Origin of the sequence: Micromonospora sp. Llam0 (assembly GCF_003751085.1) — a bacterium.
GTDB lineage: Bacteria > Actinomycetota > Actinomycetes > Mycobacteriales > Micromonosporaceae > Micromonospora_E.
In genome coordinates, this window is the sequence record NZ_RJJY01000001.1 from 949,072 (window position 1) to 966,349 (window position 17,278).

16 protein-coding genes are annotated in these 17,278 nt (G+C 70.2%); 6 read left to right on the forward strand and 10 right to left on the reverse strand.

Translation table 11 applies throughout. From position 1 onward, the window contains the following. Positions 1–3: 3 nt before the first annotated feature. Together EDC02_RS04335 and EDC02_RS04340 are read right to left on the reverse strand one after the other, a co-directional pair. On the reverse strand, positions 4–1,248 hold the full coding sequence (locus EDC02_RS04335; protein WP_123600835.1) for an erythromycin esterase family protein: 1,245 nt from the start codon (positions 1,246–1,248) through the stop codon (positions 4–6). Beyond that, positions 1,245–1,838, reverse strand: coding sequence for an NADPH-dependent FMN reductase (locus EDC02_RS04340; RefSeq protein WP_123600836.1), 594 nt, complete (start codon positions 1,836–1,838; stop codon positions 1,245–1,247). The genes EDC02_RS04335 and EDC02_RS04340 overlap by 4 nt, the downstream gene beginning before the upstream one ends. A gap of 53 nt (positions 1,839–1,891) precedes the next feature. On the opposite strand from EDC02_RS04340, the gene EDC02_RS04345 reads away from it, so the two are divergent. Beyond that, complete coding sequence (locus tag EDC02_RS04345) at positions 1,892–2,281, forward strand: MerR family DNA-binding transcriptional regulator (protein WP_123600837.1); 390 nt, start codon at positions 1,892–1,894, stop codon at positions 2,279–2,281. A 13-nt stretch (positions 2,282–2,294) separates the two neighbouring features. On the opposite strand, the gene EDC02_RS04350 is transcribed toward EDC02_RS04345, so the two are convergent. Then, positions 2,295–2,756 (reverse strand): winged helix-turn-helix domain-containing protein, encoded by a 462-nt coding sequence (locus tag EDC02_RS04350; RefSeq protein ID WP_370461517.1) that lies wholly within the window; start codon positions 2,754–2,756, stop codon positions 2,295–2,297. 224 nt (positions 2,757–2,980) lie between these two features. On the opposite strand from EDC02_RS04350, the gene EDC02_RS04355 reads away from it, so the two are divergent. Together EDC02_RS04355 and EDC02_RS04360 are read left to right on the forward strand one after the other, a co-directional pair. Next, the gene (locus tag EDC02_RS04355; protein ID WP_158632048.1) at positions 2,981–7,000 is read left to right on the forward strand and encodes a S8 family serine peptidase; all 4,020 of its coding nucleotides are present in this window, start codon (positions 2,981–2,983) and stop codon (positions 6,998–7,000) included. A gap of 193 nt (positions 7,001–7,193) precedes the next feature. Then, on the forward strand, positions 7,194–8,261 hold the full coding sequence (locus EDC02_RS04360) for an acyltransferase (protein ID WP_123600840.1): 1,068 nt from the start codon (positions 7,194–7,196) through the stop codon (positions 8,259–8,261). A gap of 146 nt (positions 8,262–8,407) precedes the next feature. Here EDC02_RS04360 and EDC02_RS04365 read toward each other — a convergent pair whose 3' ends face one another. The 7 genes from EDC02_RS04365 to EDC02_RS04395 form a co-directional block, all read right to left on the reverse strand. Further along, the gene (locus EDC02_RS04365; RefSeq protein ID WP_123600841.1) at positions 8,408–8,608 is read right to left on the reverse strand and encodes a hypothetical protein; all 201 of its coding nucleotides are present in this window, start codon (positions 8,606–8,608) and stop codon (positions 8,408–8,410) included. Positions 8,609–8,659: 51 nt separating this feature from the next. Next, on the reverse strand, positions 8,660–8,884 hold the full coding sequence (locus EDC02_RS41280; protein ID WP_123600842.1) for a helix-turn-helix domain-containing protein: 225 nt from the start codon (positions 8,882–8,884) through the stop codon (positions 8,660–8,662). 597 nt (positions 8,885–9,481) lie between these two features. Then, complete coding sequence (locus EDC02_RS04375; RefSeq protein WP_123600843.1) at positions 9,482–9,964, reverse strand: hypothetical protein; 483 nt, start codon at positions 9,962–9,964, stop codon at positions 9,482–9,484. Continuing rightward, positions 9,961–10,359, reverse strand: coding sequence for a hypothetical protein (locus EDC02_RS04380; protein WP_123600844.1), 399 nt, complete (start codon positions 10,357–10,359; stop codon positions 9,961–9,963). The genes EDC02_RS04375 and EDC02_RS04380 overlap by 4 nt, the downstream gene beginning before the upstream one ends. Beyond that, positions 10,359–10,760: a DUF6262 family protein gene (locus EDC02_RS04385; RefSeq protein ID WP_123600845.1), complete on the reverse strand. Its 402-nt coding sequence runs from the start codon at positions 10,758–10,760 to the stop codon at positions 10,359–10,361. Before EDC02_RS04385 ends, EDC02_RS04380 begins: the two co-directional genes overlap by 1 nt. After that, positions 10,747–13,056, reverse strand: a complete 2,310-nt coding sequence (locus EDC02_RS04390) for a tyrosine-type recombinase/integrase (protein ID WP_199757496.1) — start codon at positions 13,054–13,056, stop codon at positions 10,747–10,749. The genes EDC02_RS04385 and EDC02_RS04390 overlap by 14 nt, the downstream gene beginning before the upstream one ends. Further along, positions 13,053–14,039: a tyrosine-type recombinase/integrase gene (locus EDC02_RS04395; RefSeq protein ID WP_199757497.1), complete on the reverse strand. Its 987-nt coding sequence runs from the start codon at positions 14,037–14,039 to the stop codon at positions 13,053–13,055. Before EDC02_RS04395 ends, EDC02_RS04390 begins: the two co-directional genes overlap by 4 nt. A gap of 127 nt (positions 14,040–14,166) precedes the next feature. Between EDC02_RS04395 and EDC02_RS04400 the strand changes: the two genes are divergently transcribed. The 3 genes from EDC02_RS04400 (at position 14,167) to EDC02_RS04405 (ending at position 17,016) form a co-directional block, all read left to right on the forward strand. Then, positions 14,167–15,555: an IS1380 family transposase gene (locus EDC02_RS04400; RefSeq protein WP_199757495.1), complete on the forward strand. Its 1,389-nt coding sequence runs from the start codon at positions 14,167–14,169 to the stop codon at positions 15,553–15,555. 277 nt (positions 15,556–15,832) lie between these two features. Then, positions 15,833–16,126 (forward strand): transposase, encoded by a 294-nt coding sequence (locus EDC02_RS42655; RefSeq protein WP_370461403.1) that lies wholly within the window; start codon positions 15,833–15,835, stop codon positions 16,124–16,126. 5 nt (positions 16,127–16,131) lie between these two features. Beyond that, a complete protein-coding gene (locus tag EDC02_RS04405; protein ID WP_199757918.1) occupies positions 16,132–17,016 on the forward strand; it encodes an IS3 family transposase in 885 nt (294 codons plus the stop codon). Positions 17,017–17,278: the final 262 nt, after the last annotated feature.

Genomic DNA, 17,278 nt, shown 5'->3' on the forward strand with positions numbered 1-17,278 from the left:
AGCTCAGTCCTTCGTCTCTGGAAACTCGACGTACCGGACCGGGCTGATCTCCGGCAGGTGCAGCAGGATGTCCACGGATCGACCAAGGTCGTCGAGTGCGAAGTAGTGCCGCTCGTCCTCGTCGGGGTGGTACATGCCCGAGATCAGCCGTACGGCGTGCCGGCCAGCCAGCCACCGGCGGACCGCGTCGGGTTTCGGAGCGGCGGCCAGGTCGATGGCGTACCCCGTGCCCAGCCTGGCCCCGACCTGGTCGAGCGTCTGGTCCAGGCTGCCGGGGCGAGGCGCCGGCAGGCGCAGGTCCCGGATGCGGCCGGAGCCGAAGGTGGTCAGCACGCAGCGGTAGCGCGCCCCGAGGTGCTCACGGAGTCGGGAGCCGAAGCTGGTCCCCCGGGCGGCAAGATGGCCGATCCCGTCCCAGACGACGGCTCGCCGGCCGGTGGCCCGCAGGTGGTCGACCAGCTGGTCCGCTGCAGCTGCCTCCTCATCGTCGCCGTCGTGGCCCTGGCTGAGGGAGGTGGCGTGGAATCGCACGATGCGGTCGAGCGCCGCGAGCGCCCGGGTCCCGGCGTCGGAGCCGGGTCCGAGCACCGCCGCCGTCGCGGTACGGGCCTGCCGGGCCAGGTCGACGAAGGGCGCGCCGGTCCACCGGCCGTGGGCGCGTTCCACGTGTTCGCCACCGTCGTGCGCGACCCGGATCGTCGCCAGTAGTCCCGATATCTGCTCGTGGTCTCGGGTGCCCGCTGTCAGGGCGAGGACCCGGTCGTAGTCGGCGGGCACCGCCGTGGGGCGGGTGACCCCGCGGATCTCCACCGGGTCTGCCGGATGGGTGGCGTTGTGGGCACGCAGCCAGAGCAGCGCACGACGCACCGACTCGTTGCGCAACGGACCCCAGGCATCGGCCAGGATCGCCTCGGGACCGTTCGCTGACCGTTCGCCGGTCCTGGCCCAGTGGTCGAGCCGCTCGCCGATCTCGGTGGTGTCCTGCAGGACGACGGTACGCACCCCTCGGGTCACCAACGCCTGGAGCAGATCGACCTGCAGCTCGCAGACCTCGGCGCTCTCGCGGGTGGTCGACGCGAGTCCGACGACAGTCGGCGCGGCAGCCGCCTCGCAGTCCGCCTGGCTCGGGAGAAGGTCGTCGGCGAGTTCGGTCACGACGTCTCGCCACGGGGCGTCGCCGTACGGTCGCATCGGTCGGGCCTGCGTCGCCAGCCAGTCGATGGCCGCAGTCGATTCGGAGGCGCTCATCTGGTGATCCCGCCGGCACGGGCGGGCGCGGCCCGCAGCGTCCGAGCCAGCTCGGCCAGCATGCCGGCGCGGGCCTCGGCCTCGCCGGCCCTGGCCGCGTACCGGTTGTCGACGACCTGGTGCGGCGAGAGGTACAGCGACGTCGCGACGGGCTGCATCCGCAGCTCTTCGGCCACCTGGCGCAGCTGCTGCACCGCTCGGCCACCGCCGGACATCCCGTAGCCGACGAAGGCCACCGGCTTGTCGTTCCACTCGGCATACAGGTGGTCCAGCGCATTTTTCAGTACGGCCGGAAAGGAGGCGTTGTACTCGGGGACGACCATGACGTACGCGTGGTAGCCGGCGATCGCTGCGGCCCAGCGACGCGTGGTGTCGTGCTCGTAGGTGCCGAAGACGGCCGCGAGCGGCTCGCCCAGCATCGGCAGGTTGAATGTGGCCAGGTCGACCACTTCCAGGCGGAGATCCGGCTGGCTGCTGTCCGATGCCACCCACTGGGCGATGGCGGGCGACCGCCGGGTGGGCCGGGTGCTGCCCGCGATCACGCCTACCCGCAGCGGTCCGCTCGGGACAGCGACGTTGTCCGTTTCCATGCCACCGACGCTAGAACTTGAACATTGGTTGAAGTCAAGCGACGATGTGTCCCATGTCCAACACCACCGTCTCCCCGGCGACCCTGAGCGTAGGTGAGGTCGCGGCAGCCAGCGGAGTGGCGACCTCGGCTATCAGGTTCTACGAACGCCAAGGGCTGCTGACCTCGGTCCGCACCAGCGGCAACCAACGCCGCTACGACGAGTTCGCCCCGTGCGTGGTGCGGATCTGCCGGGTGGCCCAGCGGGTCGGGCTCAGCGTGCAGGAGATCGTCGCGCTGTTCGCCGCGCTGCCGGCCAACCCGACCGAGGCCGACTGGCAGGGGCTCACCCGGGCGCTCGTCGCCGAAGCGGAGCGCCGCATCACCGAACTGCACCGGGCGCTCGACGACATCGCCTCCGGGGACCCGCTCTGCAAGCTACCGACGGGCAGACCCGCGCACTGACGCCAAGAGCCGGCTACCCAGACACCAGGTGGTAGCCGACGCCCCGGACGGTGCGCACCCGCGGCCCGCTCGGCAGTGCGACAAGCTTGCGACGCAGTCGCTTCACGGTGGCGTGCAGCGCAGCCTGGTCGCCCAGGTAGGCCCCACCCCATACTGCCTCGAACAGCCGGGGGTACGTCCACAGCCGCAGCGGTGGGCTGGCCAGCCGCAGCAGGGTCTCCCGCTCCAACCGGGTGAGCGCCAGCGCCTCGCCGCGCCAGGTGACCTCGGTGGAGACCGGGTCGAGTCGCAGGTCACCGACGCGGGCCAGCCCGGCCGGCGGCGGATCGGCAGCCGTAGTCGGCTGCTCCTCGGCTGCCGGTGGCAACATGGCCCGCAGTTCGGTCAGGTTGTTGACGATCAGCACGGCGCCAAGGTCGTTGACGCGGGAAACCAGCCGCTCGCGCACCGCACGGTCCGTGGACACGCACACCACCAACGGCACCTCGCCACCCGTCACCGATTCTCCCCCCAGGTGTCCCCGGGCCAGCCAACCTGCTGAACCGCCCCACGTCAACGCCCCACGTGGGAGCCCTCCCAGCGCCGCCCACTGTCCCAGTATTGTCCGGCAATTGCCCAACTTGGTGCTTCCAGCTGGTCATCGTGACGCCGAGCATGGCCGGCAGGCGGGATCCGCCTGTCACCACTGTGAGGAGAACCATGATCCATCCACCTGGACGGACCGGCCCGCCACCAGCGGGTATCCGGTACGCCACCACGATCGTCCAGTACGTCGCCGCGATGCTGGCGGTCGTGCTCGGCGTCACCGCCGCCACCACGGCCGCGTCGGCGGCCCCGGTCGGCGGCAACGGCGACGCCCCAGCGGCGGTCAGCGCCGAACTGCTGGCCGACCTCGCCGCCGACGGCACCACCAGCTTCATGGTCTACCTGCGGGAAAAGGCGACCCTGGACGCGGCGGCACGGATCAGCGACCGGGCCCGGCGTTCCGTCGCCACGTACGAGCGGTTGACCGAGGTCGCCGAGCGCAGCCAACGGGAGTTGACCGCGGACCTGGCCCGGCGCAAGGTGCCGCAGACCAGCTTCTGGATCGCCAACGCGGTGCAGGTCACCGGCGACCGGGCGCTGGTCGACGCGATCGCCGCCCGGCCGGAGGTGGCGCGGGTGGAGCCGCTGCGCAGCCACGAGCTGATCGAGCCGGTCACGCAGCCGTCGGTCGCCGACGATCCGCGGACCACGTGGGGGGTGGAGCAGATCGGCGCGCCCCGGGTCTGGTCGGAGTTCGGCGTACGCGGCGAGACCGTGGTGATCGCCAGCATCGACACCGGAGTCCAGTTCGACCATCCGGCGCTGGCCGCCAGCTACCGGGGGAACCTCGGTGACGGCGCATTCGACCACGACTACAACTGGTTCGACCCGACCGGGATCTGCGGGGACGGGACGCCCTGCGACAACCAGGGGCACGGCACCCACACCGTGGGCACGATGGTCGGTGACGACGGCGCCGGGGCCCGGATCGGGGTGGCGCCGGGGGCGCGGTGGATCGCGGCGAAGGGCTGCGAGGCCCGGACCTGCTCCGACCCGGCACTGCTGGCCGCCGGCCAGTGGGTGCTGGCGCCGACCGACCGCAACGGCGAGAACCCGCGCCCGGACCTGCGGCCGGACATTGTGAACAACTCGTGGGGCGGTGGCCAGGCCGACCTCTGGTACGAGCAGGTGGTGACCGCGTGGCGGGCGGCCGGGATCTTCCCGGTCTTCTCGGCCGGCAACGACGGGCCGGCGTGCAACACCGCCAGCTCCCCCGGCGACTACCCGGGCGTCTACACCGTCGGCGCGCACGACGTCGACGGCACGATCGCCGGCTTCTCCAGCCGGGGCGCGTCCGGGGTGGACGGCCATATCACACCGGACATCGCCGCCCCCGGCGTGGGCACCGTCTCGGCGGTCCCGGGCAGCCAGTACGGCACCGCCGACGGCACCTCGATGGCGGCGCCGCACGTCGCCGGCACGGTCGCACTGTTGTGGTCGGCCGCGCCCGCGCTGCGTAACGACTTTGACGCGACGGTCGCCTTGCTGGACCGTACCGCGATCGACGTCGACGCGACCGAATGCGGCGGCAGCGTCGCGGACAACAATCTGGCCGGCGAGGGCCGGCTGGACGCGTACCAACTGGTGGCGCAGTCACCGCGCGCGCAGACCGGCCGGCTGACCGGCACGGTGACCGACGCGGCGGACGGCTCCCCGGTCGCCGGGGCGACCGTGACAGTCGCCGGGCGCAGTGTGCAGACCGGACCCACCGGCGGGTACGCGACGTACCTGCCGGCCGGCACCCATACCGTGACCGTGTCCGGGTTCGGCTGGGCCACCCGGTCGCTGACGGTGACCGTCGGCACCGTACCGGTGGCTCTGGACGTCGCCCTCGACGCGGTGCCGCTGGTCACCCTCTCCGGTCGGGTCACCGACGGCTCCGGGCAGGGCTGGCCGCTGTACGCACGGATCGAGATCGCCGGCCGGCCCGGCCACCCGGTCTTCACCGACCCGACCAGCGGCCGGTACGCCGTACCGGTGCCCCGGCACGGCACGTACCAGTTGACGGTGACGCCGCTGTACCCCGGCTACCGGACGGTGACCACCGAGGTGGCGGTCGGCGGCCAGGCCCGGAGGGCGAACCTGGCGGTGGCGGCGCAGATCGCCTGCACCGCCCCCGGCTACACGGCCGACACCGGCGCTACGGTCTTCACCACCGACTTCGCCACCGAGCCGGCCGGCTGGACCATCGTGGACCGCACCGACGGCGGCGGCTGGACCTTCACCGACCACCACCAGCGGGGGAACCTGACCGGCGGTGCCGGGGGGTTCGCCATCGTCGACAGCGACGGCCACGGCGTCGGCCGCAGCCAGGACACCCTGCTGCACACGCCGATGATCGACATCTCGCAGATCGCGGCACCGGTGCTGCGGTTCCACACCGACGCGCGGATCGCCGGCAACGGCGACGTCGCCGCGATCGACGTCTCCACCGACGGCACCGAATGGGTCAACGTCTCCCAGGTGACCGAGAGCGTGCGCGGGCCACGGTTGGTGGAGATTCCGCTGGCCCCGGTCGCCGGCGCCGACCAGGTGCAGGTCCGGTTCCGCTACCGGGGCGGGTACAGCTGGTGGTGGCAGATCGACGATGTGGCGATCGTCGACCGGACCTGCACGCCGGTCGACGGCGGGCTGATCGCCGGGTTCACCAGCGACGCGAACACCGGGGCGCCGGTCGTCGGGGCGCGGATCGCCGACCCGCGACAACCGGACGAGTACGGCACGTCGGCGGCCACCCCGACCGACGAGACGGTGCCGGACGGGTTCTACTGGTTCTTCGCCAGCGGGGCCGGGCAGCAGCGGTCGTTCGCCGCCGAGGCGGCCCCGTACCAGCAGCGGAAGCGGACCGCGTCGGTGATCGCCGGCGGTGCCCGGCGGGTCGACTTCGACCTGCGCAGCGGACAACTGGCGGTCTCCGGCGCACCGGTCGCGGCGGAGCTGACGGACGGCGGCAGCGGCAGCGCGGAGTTCACCGTCCGAAACACCGGGACCGCTCCGGTGACGGTGGAGGTGCTGGAGCGGCCCGCTGCGTCGGCGACGCCACCGCTGTCCGGGCAGCCGCCGTGGCAGCGGTTGGCAGACGCCCCGGACGGGTTGTCCGACAACGCCGCCGTGGTGCTCGACGGCACGGTCTACTCGATCGGCGGTGGCACACACCTGGGCACCACCCGGCAGGCGTGGGCCTACGACCTGGCCGCCGACTCGTGGCAACGGCTGCCGGACCTGCCCCGCGACCGGGGCAAGCCGGCGGTGGCGGCGGTCGACGGCAAGGTGTACGTCTTCGGCGGCTGGGACACCGAGTTCCGGCCGCAGTCGGCGGTGGAGGTGTTCGATCCGGCGACCGGGGCGTGGCAGACGCTTGCCGGGGTGACCAACCCGGCGCCTCGGGCGGCGGCCGCGGCGGTGGTCGTCGAAGGGCTGATCTACCTGGTCGGCGGCTGCCGGGACGAGCTGTGCCGGGCGTCGGCCGACGTGCTGGCGTTCGACCCGGTGACCGGCACGTTCCGGGCCCGCGCCGACTACCCGCACGAGGTGGCGTGGCATGCCTGCGGGGCGATCGACCTGCGGATCTACTGCGCGGGCGGGTTCAGCCACGACGGCGACTACGCCGACACCGTCGCCTACGACCCGGACACCGACCGCTGGTCGGCCCGCGCGGCCATGCCGGAGCACGTGACCAGCATGGCGTACTCGGTGGCGGCCGGCCGCCTGGTGCTGGCCGGCGGGATGCTCTCCGCCGGGGAGATCACCGACCGGACCATCGGGTACGACCCGGTGGCCGACGCCTGGCAGGAGCTGGCACCGACCGGGCAGGCCGCGTTCCGGGGTGCCGGTGCTTGCGGTGGGCTGGCGATCGGCGGCATGTCGCCGCAGTGGGCGGCGCTGCCGTCGATCTCCCGGTGGTCCGGGGCGGACGGTTGCGCGCCGCCGGCCGAGGTGCCCTGGCTGCGGGTACGGCCGGCCAGCTTCACGCTGGCGCCGGGCGCGTCGAAGGCCGTCACGCTGCGGTTCACCGCTGACGCCGCGACCGGGGTCGACGGGCCCGGCCGGTACACCGCCACGTTGGCGCTGCGGGCACAGACCCCGTACCCGGTGCCGACGGTGCCGGTGGAGTTGACGGTGCGACAGCGGTAGGTCGCCCGGTGGTGCGGGGCGTCCGAGCGACGCCCCGCACCACCGAGTGCCGGACCGGACCGCCGGTTGTCGGTATGGAAAGCCGCCGATTGTCGGTACGGCACGAGATGCCGCCGGGCGTTAACCGGATCGTCGCCAACCGGCAACCGGGCGTTGCGTGGGTACCGAGGTTTCCGGTCTAGCGTCGGCGCTCATGCGTGTCAGCGGGCTCCTGGGTGACCGCGACGGTGACCGGGACCCCGACGTCGCTCCCCCGACGGTCGCGTCGGCCCGCTCCGGTGAGCGCAGCCCGTACATCGACGCGCTGCGGGCGTTGGCGATCCTGCGGGTCTACCTGCTGCACACGCTCTGGCTGACCTGGCTGCCGCTGGCGTTCCCGGCGATGCCGGTGATGTTCGCGCTGGCCGGCTACCTCACGGCCGTGTCGCTGGACCGGGGTGCGCCGCTGCGGGTCGTCGGCTCCCGGCTGCGCCGGCTGCTGCCACCACTGTGGGCGCTCGCTGCGGTCGCCGTACCGCTGATGGTCCTGGTCGGTTGGCGGCCCAGCCTGCTGGACGCCGCCTGGTGGGTGGCCCCGCTGCGCAACCCACCGTCCAGCGAGTGGGGCGGGCCGTTCTCGCTCGGGCTGTGGTACATCCGCGCCTACCTCTGGCTGGTGCTGCTCTCCCCGCTGCTGTGGTGGGCGTTCCGGCGCTGGCCGGTCGGCGCGCTGCTGACCCTGTCCGCGTTCGCCGTGCTGTTCGCTTCGCCGCTGGTCGACCTGCAGATGAACCCGGTCACCGACGTGTTCTGGTCCACCGCCGCGTACGGGACCTGCTGGCTGGTCGGCTACGCACGGCACACCGGGCTGCTCGACCGGGTGCCGTTGAGGTGGTACGCGCTCGGCGTCGGCGGGCTGGCGATCGGCGCGATGATGTGGCTGGCCGAGCGGGGCGAGGACGACCGGCTCGGCGCGATGATGTGGGGCTGGGCGGTGGTGCTGCTGCTGATGCGGGCCCGACCCCGGCTGGACTGGCTCACGCAGGTGCCGTGGCTGGCCCGGTTGATCCGCATGGTCAACGCTCGGGCGGTGACCATCTACGTCTGGCACCTGCCGGTGCTGTACGCCGCCAGTGGGCTGCTCACTCTGACCGGCCTCTACGTCGGCAAGGCGGCCATTCTCGGCGTCGGCACCGTGCTGCTGGTCGCGGTGGTACTGGCCCTCGGCTGGGTCGAGGACCTCGCCGCCCGCCGCCGACCGTCGCTACTGCCACCCAGTTGAGCCCCACCGGCGAGCAGTCTCTGACTGGCAACATCCTCGACCCCTGCTACGTGGGCTCCTGCGGCTCGGCGAGGAGTTGCTTCCGCCAATCCGCGAATCGCCCGCGCATCGCTGCGATGTCTTGTGGAGGTGGACCTCTTCCACGCTCAGCCGGCCAGCGTCCGCGGCGGGGCGGCGAGTTCCGGAAACCGCGCCTGCCACACACTGTCACTGGACCAGTCCAGCCAGCGATCAAGCGTCACCACACCACCCACTGGTCCCCGCAGATCGGTCATGCGCGCGGGGACGAGGTAGTGCCGCTGGTCGACGTACCGCGAGCCAACCGGCGCACCTTCTGCTCTCGCCATTGCCGCACCTCCTGACCCGATACTACGGCCGGTCCGCCTGACAATGACGCATCATCGACCGTACGTCGCCGCGATGACGGGGCGACGGAACGCGCTGCGGTAGGCGTACGGGCTGGTGCCGACGATTCGTTTGAAGCTGTCGCGGAACGCGGTAGACGAGCCGAAGCCGACCCGGCGACCGATCCGCTCCACCCCGTCGTCGGTGGCTTCCAGCAGGTGCTGGGCCTGCCGGATCCGGGCAGTCAGTGAGCGTAAGAAGCCAGAAGAATCTTGGATCTACCGAAACCGGCCCTGACCAGCGGCATCCTGCCTGGTGTGACCGCGCCCGATGCACAGCTGATGCGGCTGCGCTGTCCGGCAAGGGCTACCGCCCCGGTGCCGCAGGGCGGCACCTATCGGCACCGGTCCGTCTCGATCTGACCACAGCGATAGCCCTCGCGCCGCAGGCCGGGGAGGCGTATCTGACGCAGGCTGTCGCCCCGTGGCCGTGCGAGACCTATCTCCACGTCCAGCACGGTGACAGCGACATCGCGATGACGGTGCGGAACGCGTCGCCGTTGTTGTCCGCGCTGCGGCTGCTCACGACCGAGGCCGAGGCTGAGAGTGGGTGGTCGTGGTGAGGAGCCGTACGGATCGGATCCTGACGGCCGTGACCGTGGTGTGTGTCGCGGGGCTGGCCGTCGTCGCGGGGACGATCTCGTTCGCGCACATGCACGAGCTGGCGATTATCTGGAGCTTGTGACCTGGTGTGCTGGGTTTACCAGGGCTTTCCTGTCGTGGACATGTCCACGACGGGCCAGGTGGGCGTCGGCAGGTTGGGCTCGCGGCGGTGGGGGTTTGATCGCGCGCCCGGAATGGGGGTGATCGCTGGGTTCAAGACGGTGGGTGAGGAGTTCGAGCGGCCCGTGCCGTCTGGAGCCAGTCGTCGCGCCAGGGGAAGTGGCCGGCGTTGGTGGGGTGTGCGACCACGGTCTCGATCAGGAAGTCGTACCAGCCGTTGCCGAGTAGCAGCTTGTAATCGGGTGGGCCGCCCGCACGGATCATCGGCATAAGGCCGTCGCCGTCGTCGATGAACTCCACGTCGACGGGGAGGCCGCCTTCGTGAACCAGTTCGCAGCGCAGCCATTTGTAGAGGATCGTCTGCACGGGCCAGGACTCGCCGCGGAACTCGATCTCAAGGTGGACGGTCATGCTGTCCTGATACAGCTTCTCGAACGCGGCCCGGTCGGATGCTGGCCTCGGGTGTAGCCGTCGGGCCGTCGCGGCGAACGCGATGAGAGCGATCGTCAGCGCGCCCTCGCGCCGGCCTGCTGCCCACAGGTGTTCGGCGTCTTCGACTCGACTGGCGATGCTCATGGATCCTGCCTCGTCTGCGGGGCGTTCGGGATGTTGATGTCGTCGAAGGTCGGGTGGGTCCAGGTGCCGATAGCACGGGGGTCGACATGCGCGGATGCGGCGGCGTGGCTGTCCAGCCATGTGGTGTCGCTGGCGGTGACGATGAAGGTGGTGCCGTTGTCGTCCTGTTTGACGACCAGGTAGGCGGTGACGGCGGGCGGGTCCGGGATGACGCCGACGGAGGGCAGGTGGCGCATGTCGCCGTGCCAGCCGATGTTGGGTGCGGCATCGGCGAGGGCGAGAACGGCTTGCAGCGCCCACTGGGTTGCGTGTGGGGAGGCGCCGTTGAGCCAGTCCGGCAGTGGAGTGAGCCCATCGAAGACGTCGATGGGTTCGGTCAGTCGGTAGATGAACATCACGGCTCCCTCGCCGGCGCGGGTGTGTGGCGCAGACGCCGGATCTCGCCGTGCGCGATTTCCAGTTGTCGGGTCAGGTCGGCGTTGTCGGCGCGGAGTTGCTTGATGCGTGCCAGCGCGGTGTCGAGCCGGTGCCGCAGAGACGCGATGCTGGCCGGTTGTGGGCCGGTGCGCTCGGGGGCGGGATGGCGTTGCTGGAGTTGCCGGATGGCGTCGATGAGGTCGGGTTGGGTGTAGAGCCAGGACCGGGACACTCCCGCGGCGTGGGCAAGGCCGGCGACGGTGGCGGTGCGGCCGGTGCGGCCGGCGGCGGCCAGAGCCTTCTCGGCGCGGGCACGGGCCTGTTCGGCCCGCAGGCGCGCGGCCCGGGTGAGGGCGGTGGCGTGGTCAGCCGGCGGCATCCAGGACCTCCCCGAGGTCTTCCACGACGCCGCCGGCCACGATCTGCCCCGGCTGCGAGGTTTCCAGCGCGTCGATGATGGCGTCGAGCTTGCCCAGGGTGCGCCGGTTGCGTTCAGCGATGCGGGCCAGGCCGGAACGCTGCGCGTCGTCGATAAGCTTGGTGGTTTCGTCGCGTTGGCGGCGGTGCTGGTCGAGGAAGTCGGTAGTGGTGATGAAGAACCGGCAGTCCAGACACGGGTTGGCGTACTCGCAGTCGGTCTGCACCGGGGCACCGCAGTAGCCGTTGGGCAGGGTCACCTTCGCCCGGACCATGGACAGCCGCATCCACGCGGCGTCGGCGAGGGGATGGTCGGCGGGGATCACGGTGGTCTGCCCGTCGGCGTTGACCTTGACGGCGTTCTCCCAGTGCCGGCGCAGGGTCTTGTTATGCAGCCGGGCGTAGACAGCGGTCATCTCCCGGGACATGTGGTCGAGTAGTTGCTGCACGATGTGCAGCGGCACGTCAGCGTTGATGAGCCTGGTGGCGACGGTGTGTCGGAACTGGTGCGGAGTCACCGAGGTGGGCCGGTCGTGCTCATCGACGAGCCGGATGCGCCGTAGCCAGGTGTTGAGGTAGTCGCGGTAGGAGATGTCCGGCATCGGCCGGCTGCCATTGAGGTTGACCTTACGGGCCGGGAACAGCCACCCGCAGCCGGCCGGATAGCGGTCCAACACCCGCCGCTGCTGGTCGGCGATCTGCCCGGCGAGGGTGTCACTGATCGGAAAGAACGCGACCCTCTCACGGATCTTGTGGTTGACCCATGCCAGGTAGCCGGCTCCGGTGTTGTCCCGCACCACGCAGTCGAACGGCAGCCGGCGGGCGTCTTTGAGCCGCAGCCCGCAATTGATGAGGATGCGGGTGACCAGGCGGGCGTCGTCGCCGTCGAACAGCGCGAGATTGGACTCAGCTTCCAACTGCCGCATCAGGTGCTCGCTGATGAAGCGGGGCTTGGCCGGTCTGGGAGGCGGGGCGTCATCGGTGAACACGAACGCGCCCGCCGGAAGGTCGGGCAGCCAGTCGTGGCGGTGCACGTCACGCAGGAACACCGACAGCGCCCCGACGTGATCTCGCACCGCCACCGTGGGCAGCCACGACTCGATACGTTCCCGGGTCAGGTCGGCCGGCCGCGCCTGCGAGCCGGCATGGGCGGCGAGGTGCCGGCCGAAACACGCCACGCCGATCGCGTTGCGGGCGACCGTGGACGCCTTGACGCCACGGGCCAGCCGCCACCGACACCACCGCTTGGCCACGCCCCGTAGCCACAGCTGCGGAATCCCTCCGAAGTGCATGAGACGCGGTTGGCCCGCAGGGATACCCAACAGCCGAAGGTCCCACGTGTCACGGGGATACTGGTCGGCCCACGGGTCGTCGGCGATGAGCAACTGGATCAGCCGCATCCGGGTGTCCAGCACGAACCGTAGCGACACTGACGCGTAATCCCGCTGCCCACACGGGATGCGCCGGCCCGCGCCGAAAACCTTCCGCCAACCCGGCTCGTCCAGATCCAGCAGACTGGTCACCCCGGCGTCGACGATGTGCTTGACCGCAGTGGTCACCTGCAACATCGGGGTGCGCTTGACCGCCTCGTCGTGACGGCACTGCAGCCCGTACTGCACCTCCAGACGCGCATGTCGACCCAGCCGACCCAGCTTCACGTGCGGGACCTGCCGCTCGACAGCCTCGCGGGCCAACCCCGCGTACCAGCCGGCCATATCCGGCCGCCCCGCCACCTTCCACCGCGCGTAGTGGTGATGGCAGTACGGCATCGCCGCGCTCTCCGCCCACCGAGGACAGCCGGGGAACTGGCAGTCGGCCTCCCCGAACTCGGTCGGCGTGTAGTCAACCTGAGCGAGCCACGCCGTCTGCTCGGGGCGACCCCGCCTCGCCCACTGGCGGTGATGCCGCTGACACAGACCATTCTGCGTCGTCGACCGGTTGCAGCCCGACACCCCGCAGACCGGCGCGACACCGCGACGCAGCAGCCGTTCGTCCTCGGCTGCCAGCCAGTCCTCCCACCCGCCCCGGTGCGGATCGTGCAGCCACCTCTGGTAGTGACTGTCGCACAGCCCTCGCACCGGATGTCCCACCATGTTGAGGCAGTTGACCAACCGGCACTCCCCACGCACGAACACCGCGTCGTCGCGGCCTGGGCGGAACACATCAGCGCGGAACTCCGGCCGCACCGCCCGCATCAGCCGCTCCAGCAGCCCAACCCGCTCCAACGCACCAGCGCCGGCCGGCTCGCGGCCCGTCACACCAGCACCCCGGCGGCGATCAAGGCCCGACGATGATCCTCTACCGTCAGGTGGCTGTAGGTCTGCGACGTGGTGGTAGCGCTGGCATGCCCGAGCAACCCGGCGACCACCTCGACCGGCACCCCAGCCCGCAGCAGCCTCGTCGCGTACCCATGCCGCAGCACATGCGGCGAGAACCCGGCAATCCCGGTCCGCGCCCGCAGCCGGGCCACCAGCTTGGCCACGCTGTCAGCGGTCATCGGCACACCCAACGGCGGGCGGAACAGATTCACGAACACGAAGTCGCAGTCCAACGTCCCGTACTCCGCCTCCATATAATCGGCGTACGCGTCGAACACCACCAGCGGCGCGGGCACCACCCGCGCCTTCAACCCCTTCACCCGCGCCCCATTGACGTTGTCCTCGCGCGGCACCACCGCGACCTCCCCAGCGCGCAACCGCAGATCCGCGTGCCGCAGCCCCAGCGCCTCACCCAGCCGCAACCCGGTCTGATCCAACAAGACCAGCAGAAACCGATCACGGCGACGCGGACAGGCAGCAACCAGCCGCGCTACCTGACCCTCCGGCAACTCCACCGGCGACTTGCGGACAAACGGAATCCGCACCGGGCTGTACGCCTCCGCGCCCAGCCGACCCCGGCGGGTATGCGCCAGCATCGGCACGAACGGACCGGTCGCCCGTGGCCCCACCAACTCGCCGAGCAACGCCGGCACCGAGCCATCCCGACGGGCGTGGAACCGGTAGAAACTCGCCAGCGCCGCCCGCTTACGCAGCAGCGTCGCCGGCTCCACCGCCGACGGCGTACCCGGCAACATGAACACCCCCGGCGTCCGCGCCGGCACCGGCCGCGCCAGCCAGCCGAAAAACCCGGTCAACTCCTCCAAACTCAGCCTCCGGAAGTCCAGCCCGGCCTGGCCCAGCCACTCCACGAAATCCCGCAAATCGTGCGCGTACGCCGCGACCGTGTTCGGCGAACGACCCACCACGCTCAGCCTCGATCCACCGATGAAGGTTTGACCGGCAGGACCCCGGCTACAGAAAGTGCCCTCTGAACTGGAAGGATAGGAGTTCTGACGCTTCTATCACTCGGTTCGAGAGGGCACCTCGCAGGTGAGAATACGCCAGGACGCGCCGGTGGTGCGCGCGACGTTCGACGATCCGAATCTGGTGTCGTGTGCCGGTCTCGTTCCGGTGATGCGCCTTGCCGAGCAGGCCGGTCTGCACGACGCGGTCGCAGACCGGGTCAGGCTACCGACGGACAAGGGCGCGAACCCGGCCGGCAAGGTCGCCACGATCGTGGCCGGGATGCTCGCGGGCGCGGACAGCATCGACGACCTCGACATCGCCCGGCACGGCGGCATGCGGTCGCTGTTCGGCGGCGTGTACGCGCCGTCGACACTCGGGTCGTTCCTGCGTACGTTCACCCACGGGCACGTACGGCAGTTACAGGCCGCCGCCCGCGACACCCTGATCGGTCTGACCGGCCGGGCACCGATCCTGACCGGCGCCGACACCCTGTGCTTCGTGGACATCGACTCCATGCTGCGGCGGGTGTACGGCAAGCAGAAGCAGGGCATCGGGTTCGGCCACGCCAAGGTCGGCGGCTACAACGTCTACCTGCGCGGCTACAACCCCCTGGTCGCGACGCTGTCCACCCCGCTGTCCGCGCCGGTGATCGCCGCCACGAGGCTGCGGTCGGGTAACGCCGGCTCGGCCCGGGGCGCCGCCACCATGATCGCCGAGGCCATCACGACCGCCCGGGCATGCGGCGCTTCGGGGGAGATCATGGTGCGAGCGGACTCGGCGTTCTACGCCAAGACGGTGATCAGCGGCTGCCGGCGTCGTGGCGTGCGGTTCTCGGTCACCTGCCGCATCGACCCGAAGATCCGCGCCGCGTGCGACGGCATCGCCGCCGACCAGTGGGTCGACATCACCTATCCGCAGGCCGTCTGGGACGAAGACGCCGGCCGGTGGATCTCCGACGCGCAGATCGCCGAAACCACGTACACCGCGTTCGCCGGCACCCGACACGAGGCGACCGCCCGGCTGATCGTGCGCCGCGTCCGCCGCGACGACCCGCAACAGATCCCCGGCCAGGACGAACTCCTGCCGACCTACCGGTACCACGCCGTGTTCACCGACAGCCCGTACACCCTCGTCCAGGCCGAAGCCCAGCACCGGCAACACGCGATCATCGAGCAGGTCAACGCCGACCTGATCGCCGGGCCCCTCGCCCACCTGCCCTCCGGACACTTCAGCGCCAACGACGCCTGGCTGACCTGCGCCGCGATCACGCACAACCTCACCCGCGCCGCCGGACACCTCGCCGCGGGCACCTGGTCGACCGCCAGACCCGCCACCATCCGGACCCGGATCATCACCGTCGCGGCCCGCCTCGCCCACCGGGCCCGCACCATCCACCTACACCTGCCCGAGTACTGGCCCTGGCAGGCGGCGTTCGACAACCTGTTCACCGCCGTCCAGCCGGCACCCGGCTGACCACACCCCACCAGCCGAAACCAGGCGGCCCGACCACAGGCCACAATCCCCGTTCCACCTCGAACCCTCACCCTCGGAGCAAGCCGATCACGTGATCGGCGACTCCCTCACGCCCGCCCCACCACCCCAATACAGAAATGTTCAACCAACATTTAGCGGCAACCGCGTCGGTGGATCGAGGCTCAGATGCGCCAGGAACACCTCTGAGGTGCCCCGAGGATTCCGGACAGGGAGCCAATAAGGTTACCCTGTTAGGAAAGTCGAGGGAAGAAGCGCGATGGCACGCATAAGCTCATACACCCCAGAGTTCCGTGAAGAAGCAGTGCAACTCGTTCTACAGTCGAACAAGCCAGTGTCGCAGGTTGCCCGGGAGATCGACGTTCACCCGGAGACGCTGCGTTCCTGGGTCCGCCAGTACCGGCGGGAAAACAGCGGCGCCCAGAACAGCCCACAGATCGGCATCGACGAGCGCGCTCGACTGAAGGAACTCGAACGCCGCAACCGGGAACTCGAAATGGAGAACAGCTTCCTGAAAAAAGCCGCGGCGTACTTCGCGAAGGACCCTCGGTAACGAGCTTGTACGAGTTCATCGAGACGATGCGACTCGACACCGCGAAGTACGCCTACCCCGTCGACTTCATGTGCGAACAACTCGGCGTGTCCAGGTCCGGATACTACGAATGGCGAACCCGCCCCGACTCCGCGACCGCCACCCGCCGCGCCCACCTTCGATCGGCCATCGAGGAGGTGTTCGCCGCGTCTGACGGCACCTACGGGCATCGACGTGTCCACGCGCAACTGCGGCGCCAGGGCGTGTCCGCCGGGCCGGAACTCGTCCGCCAGCTGATGCGCGAGCTCGGGCTCGTGCCGTGCCAGCCCCGCCCGAGGCGGTGGGGACTCACCCAGTCGTCGTCCGGCACGGTGCCTGACCTCGTCGGCCGGGAGTTCACCGCCGACGCGCCTGGGGAGAAGCTCGTCGGCGACATCACGTACATCCCGACCGGCGAGGGGTGGCTGTATCTGGCGACCGTCATCGACTGCTGCACGAAGGAAGTCATCGGGTACGCGATGGACGACCACTACCAGACGCCGTTGATCTCCCGCGCCATCCGTAACGCCGCCCGGAATCGCGAACTCAGAAAGAACGCCATCTTTCATTCGGACCGGGGCAGCAACTACATGTCGGACGACTACGGCAGAACGCTTCGGGATCTGAGGTTGCGGCGATCCGCTGGCCGGACCGGAATTTGTTTCGACAATGCGATGGCGGAATCGTTCTTCGGTGCACTGAAGAACGAACGCGTGTCGCGTGTGAAGTATCCCACGCGTGAGGCGGCACGTCGGGACGTTACTGCCTACATCGAATTCTGGTACAATCGTCAGCGTCTGCATTCAGCGGTGGGCTACCGACCTCCCCGGGAAGTCCACGCAGAGTTCGAGAACCTTCAAATCGCGGCGTGAAAGAACCCGGCCGAACCACTGTCCGGAAAACGCGAGGCCCCTCAAGTCGGTGCGACATAGCAGACCGGACATCGTGCATGCCTCGCCCCGTAGCCATCATGCTGAGTCAGTACAGTGGATTGTAACAGTGGATCGTACTGGACGGCCTTGTCCTTCCCGTGTCGCGCCCCTCTTGGTCGGTGTAGCCGCTGCCCATCTGGCCTCGATCCTGTCGCCGGTTGCGAAGATCAGTTGACGAAAAACCGGGCGACACGCCGGCACA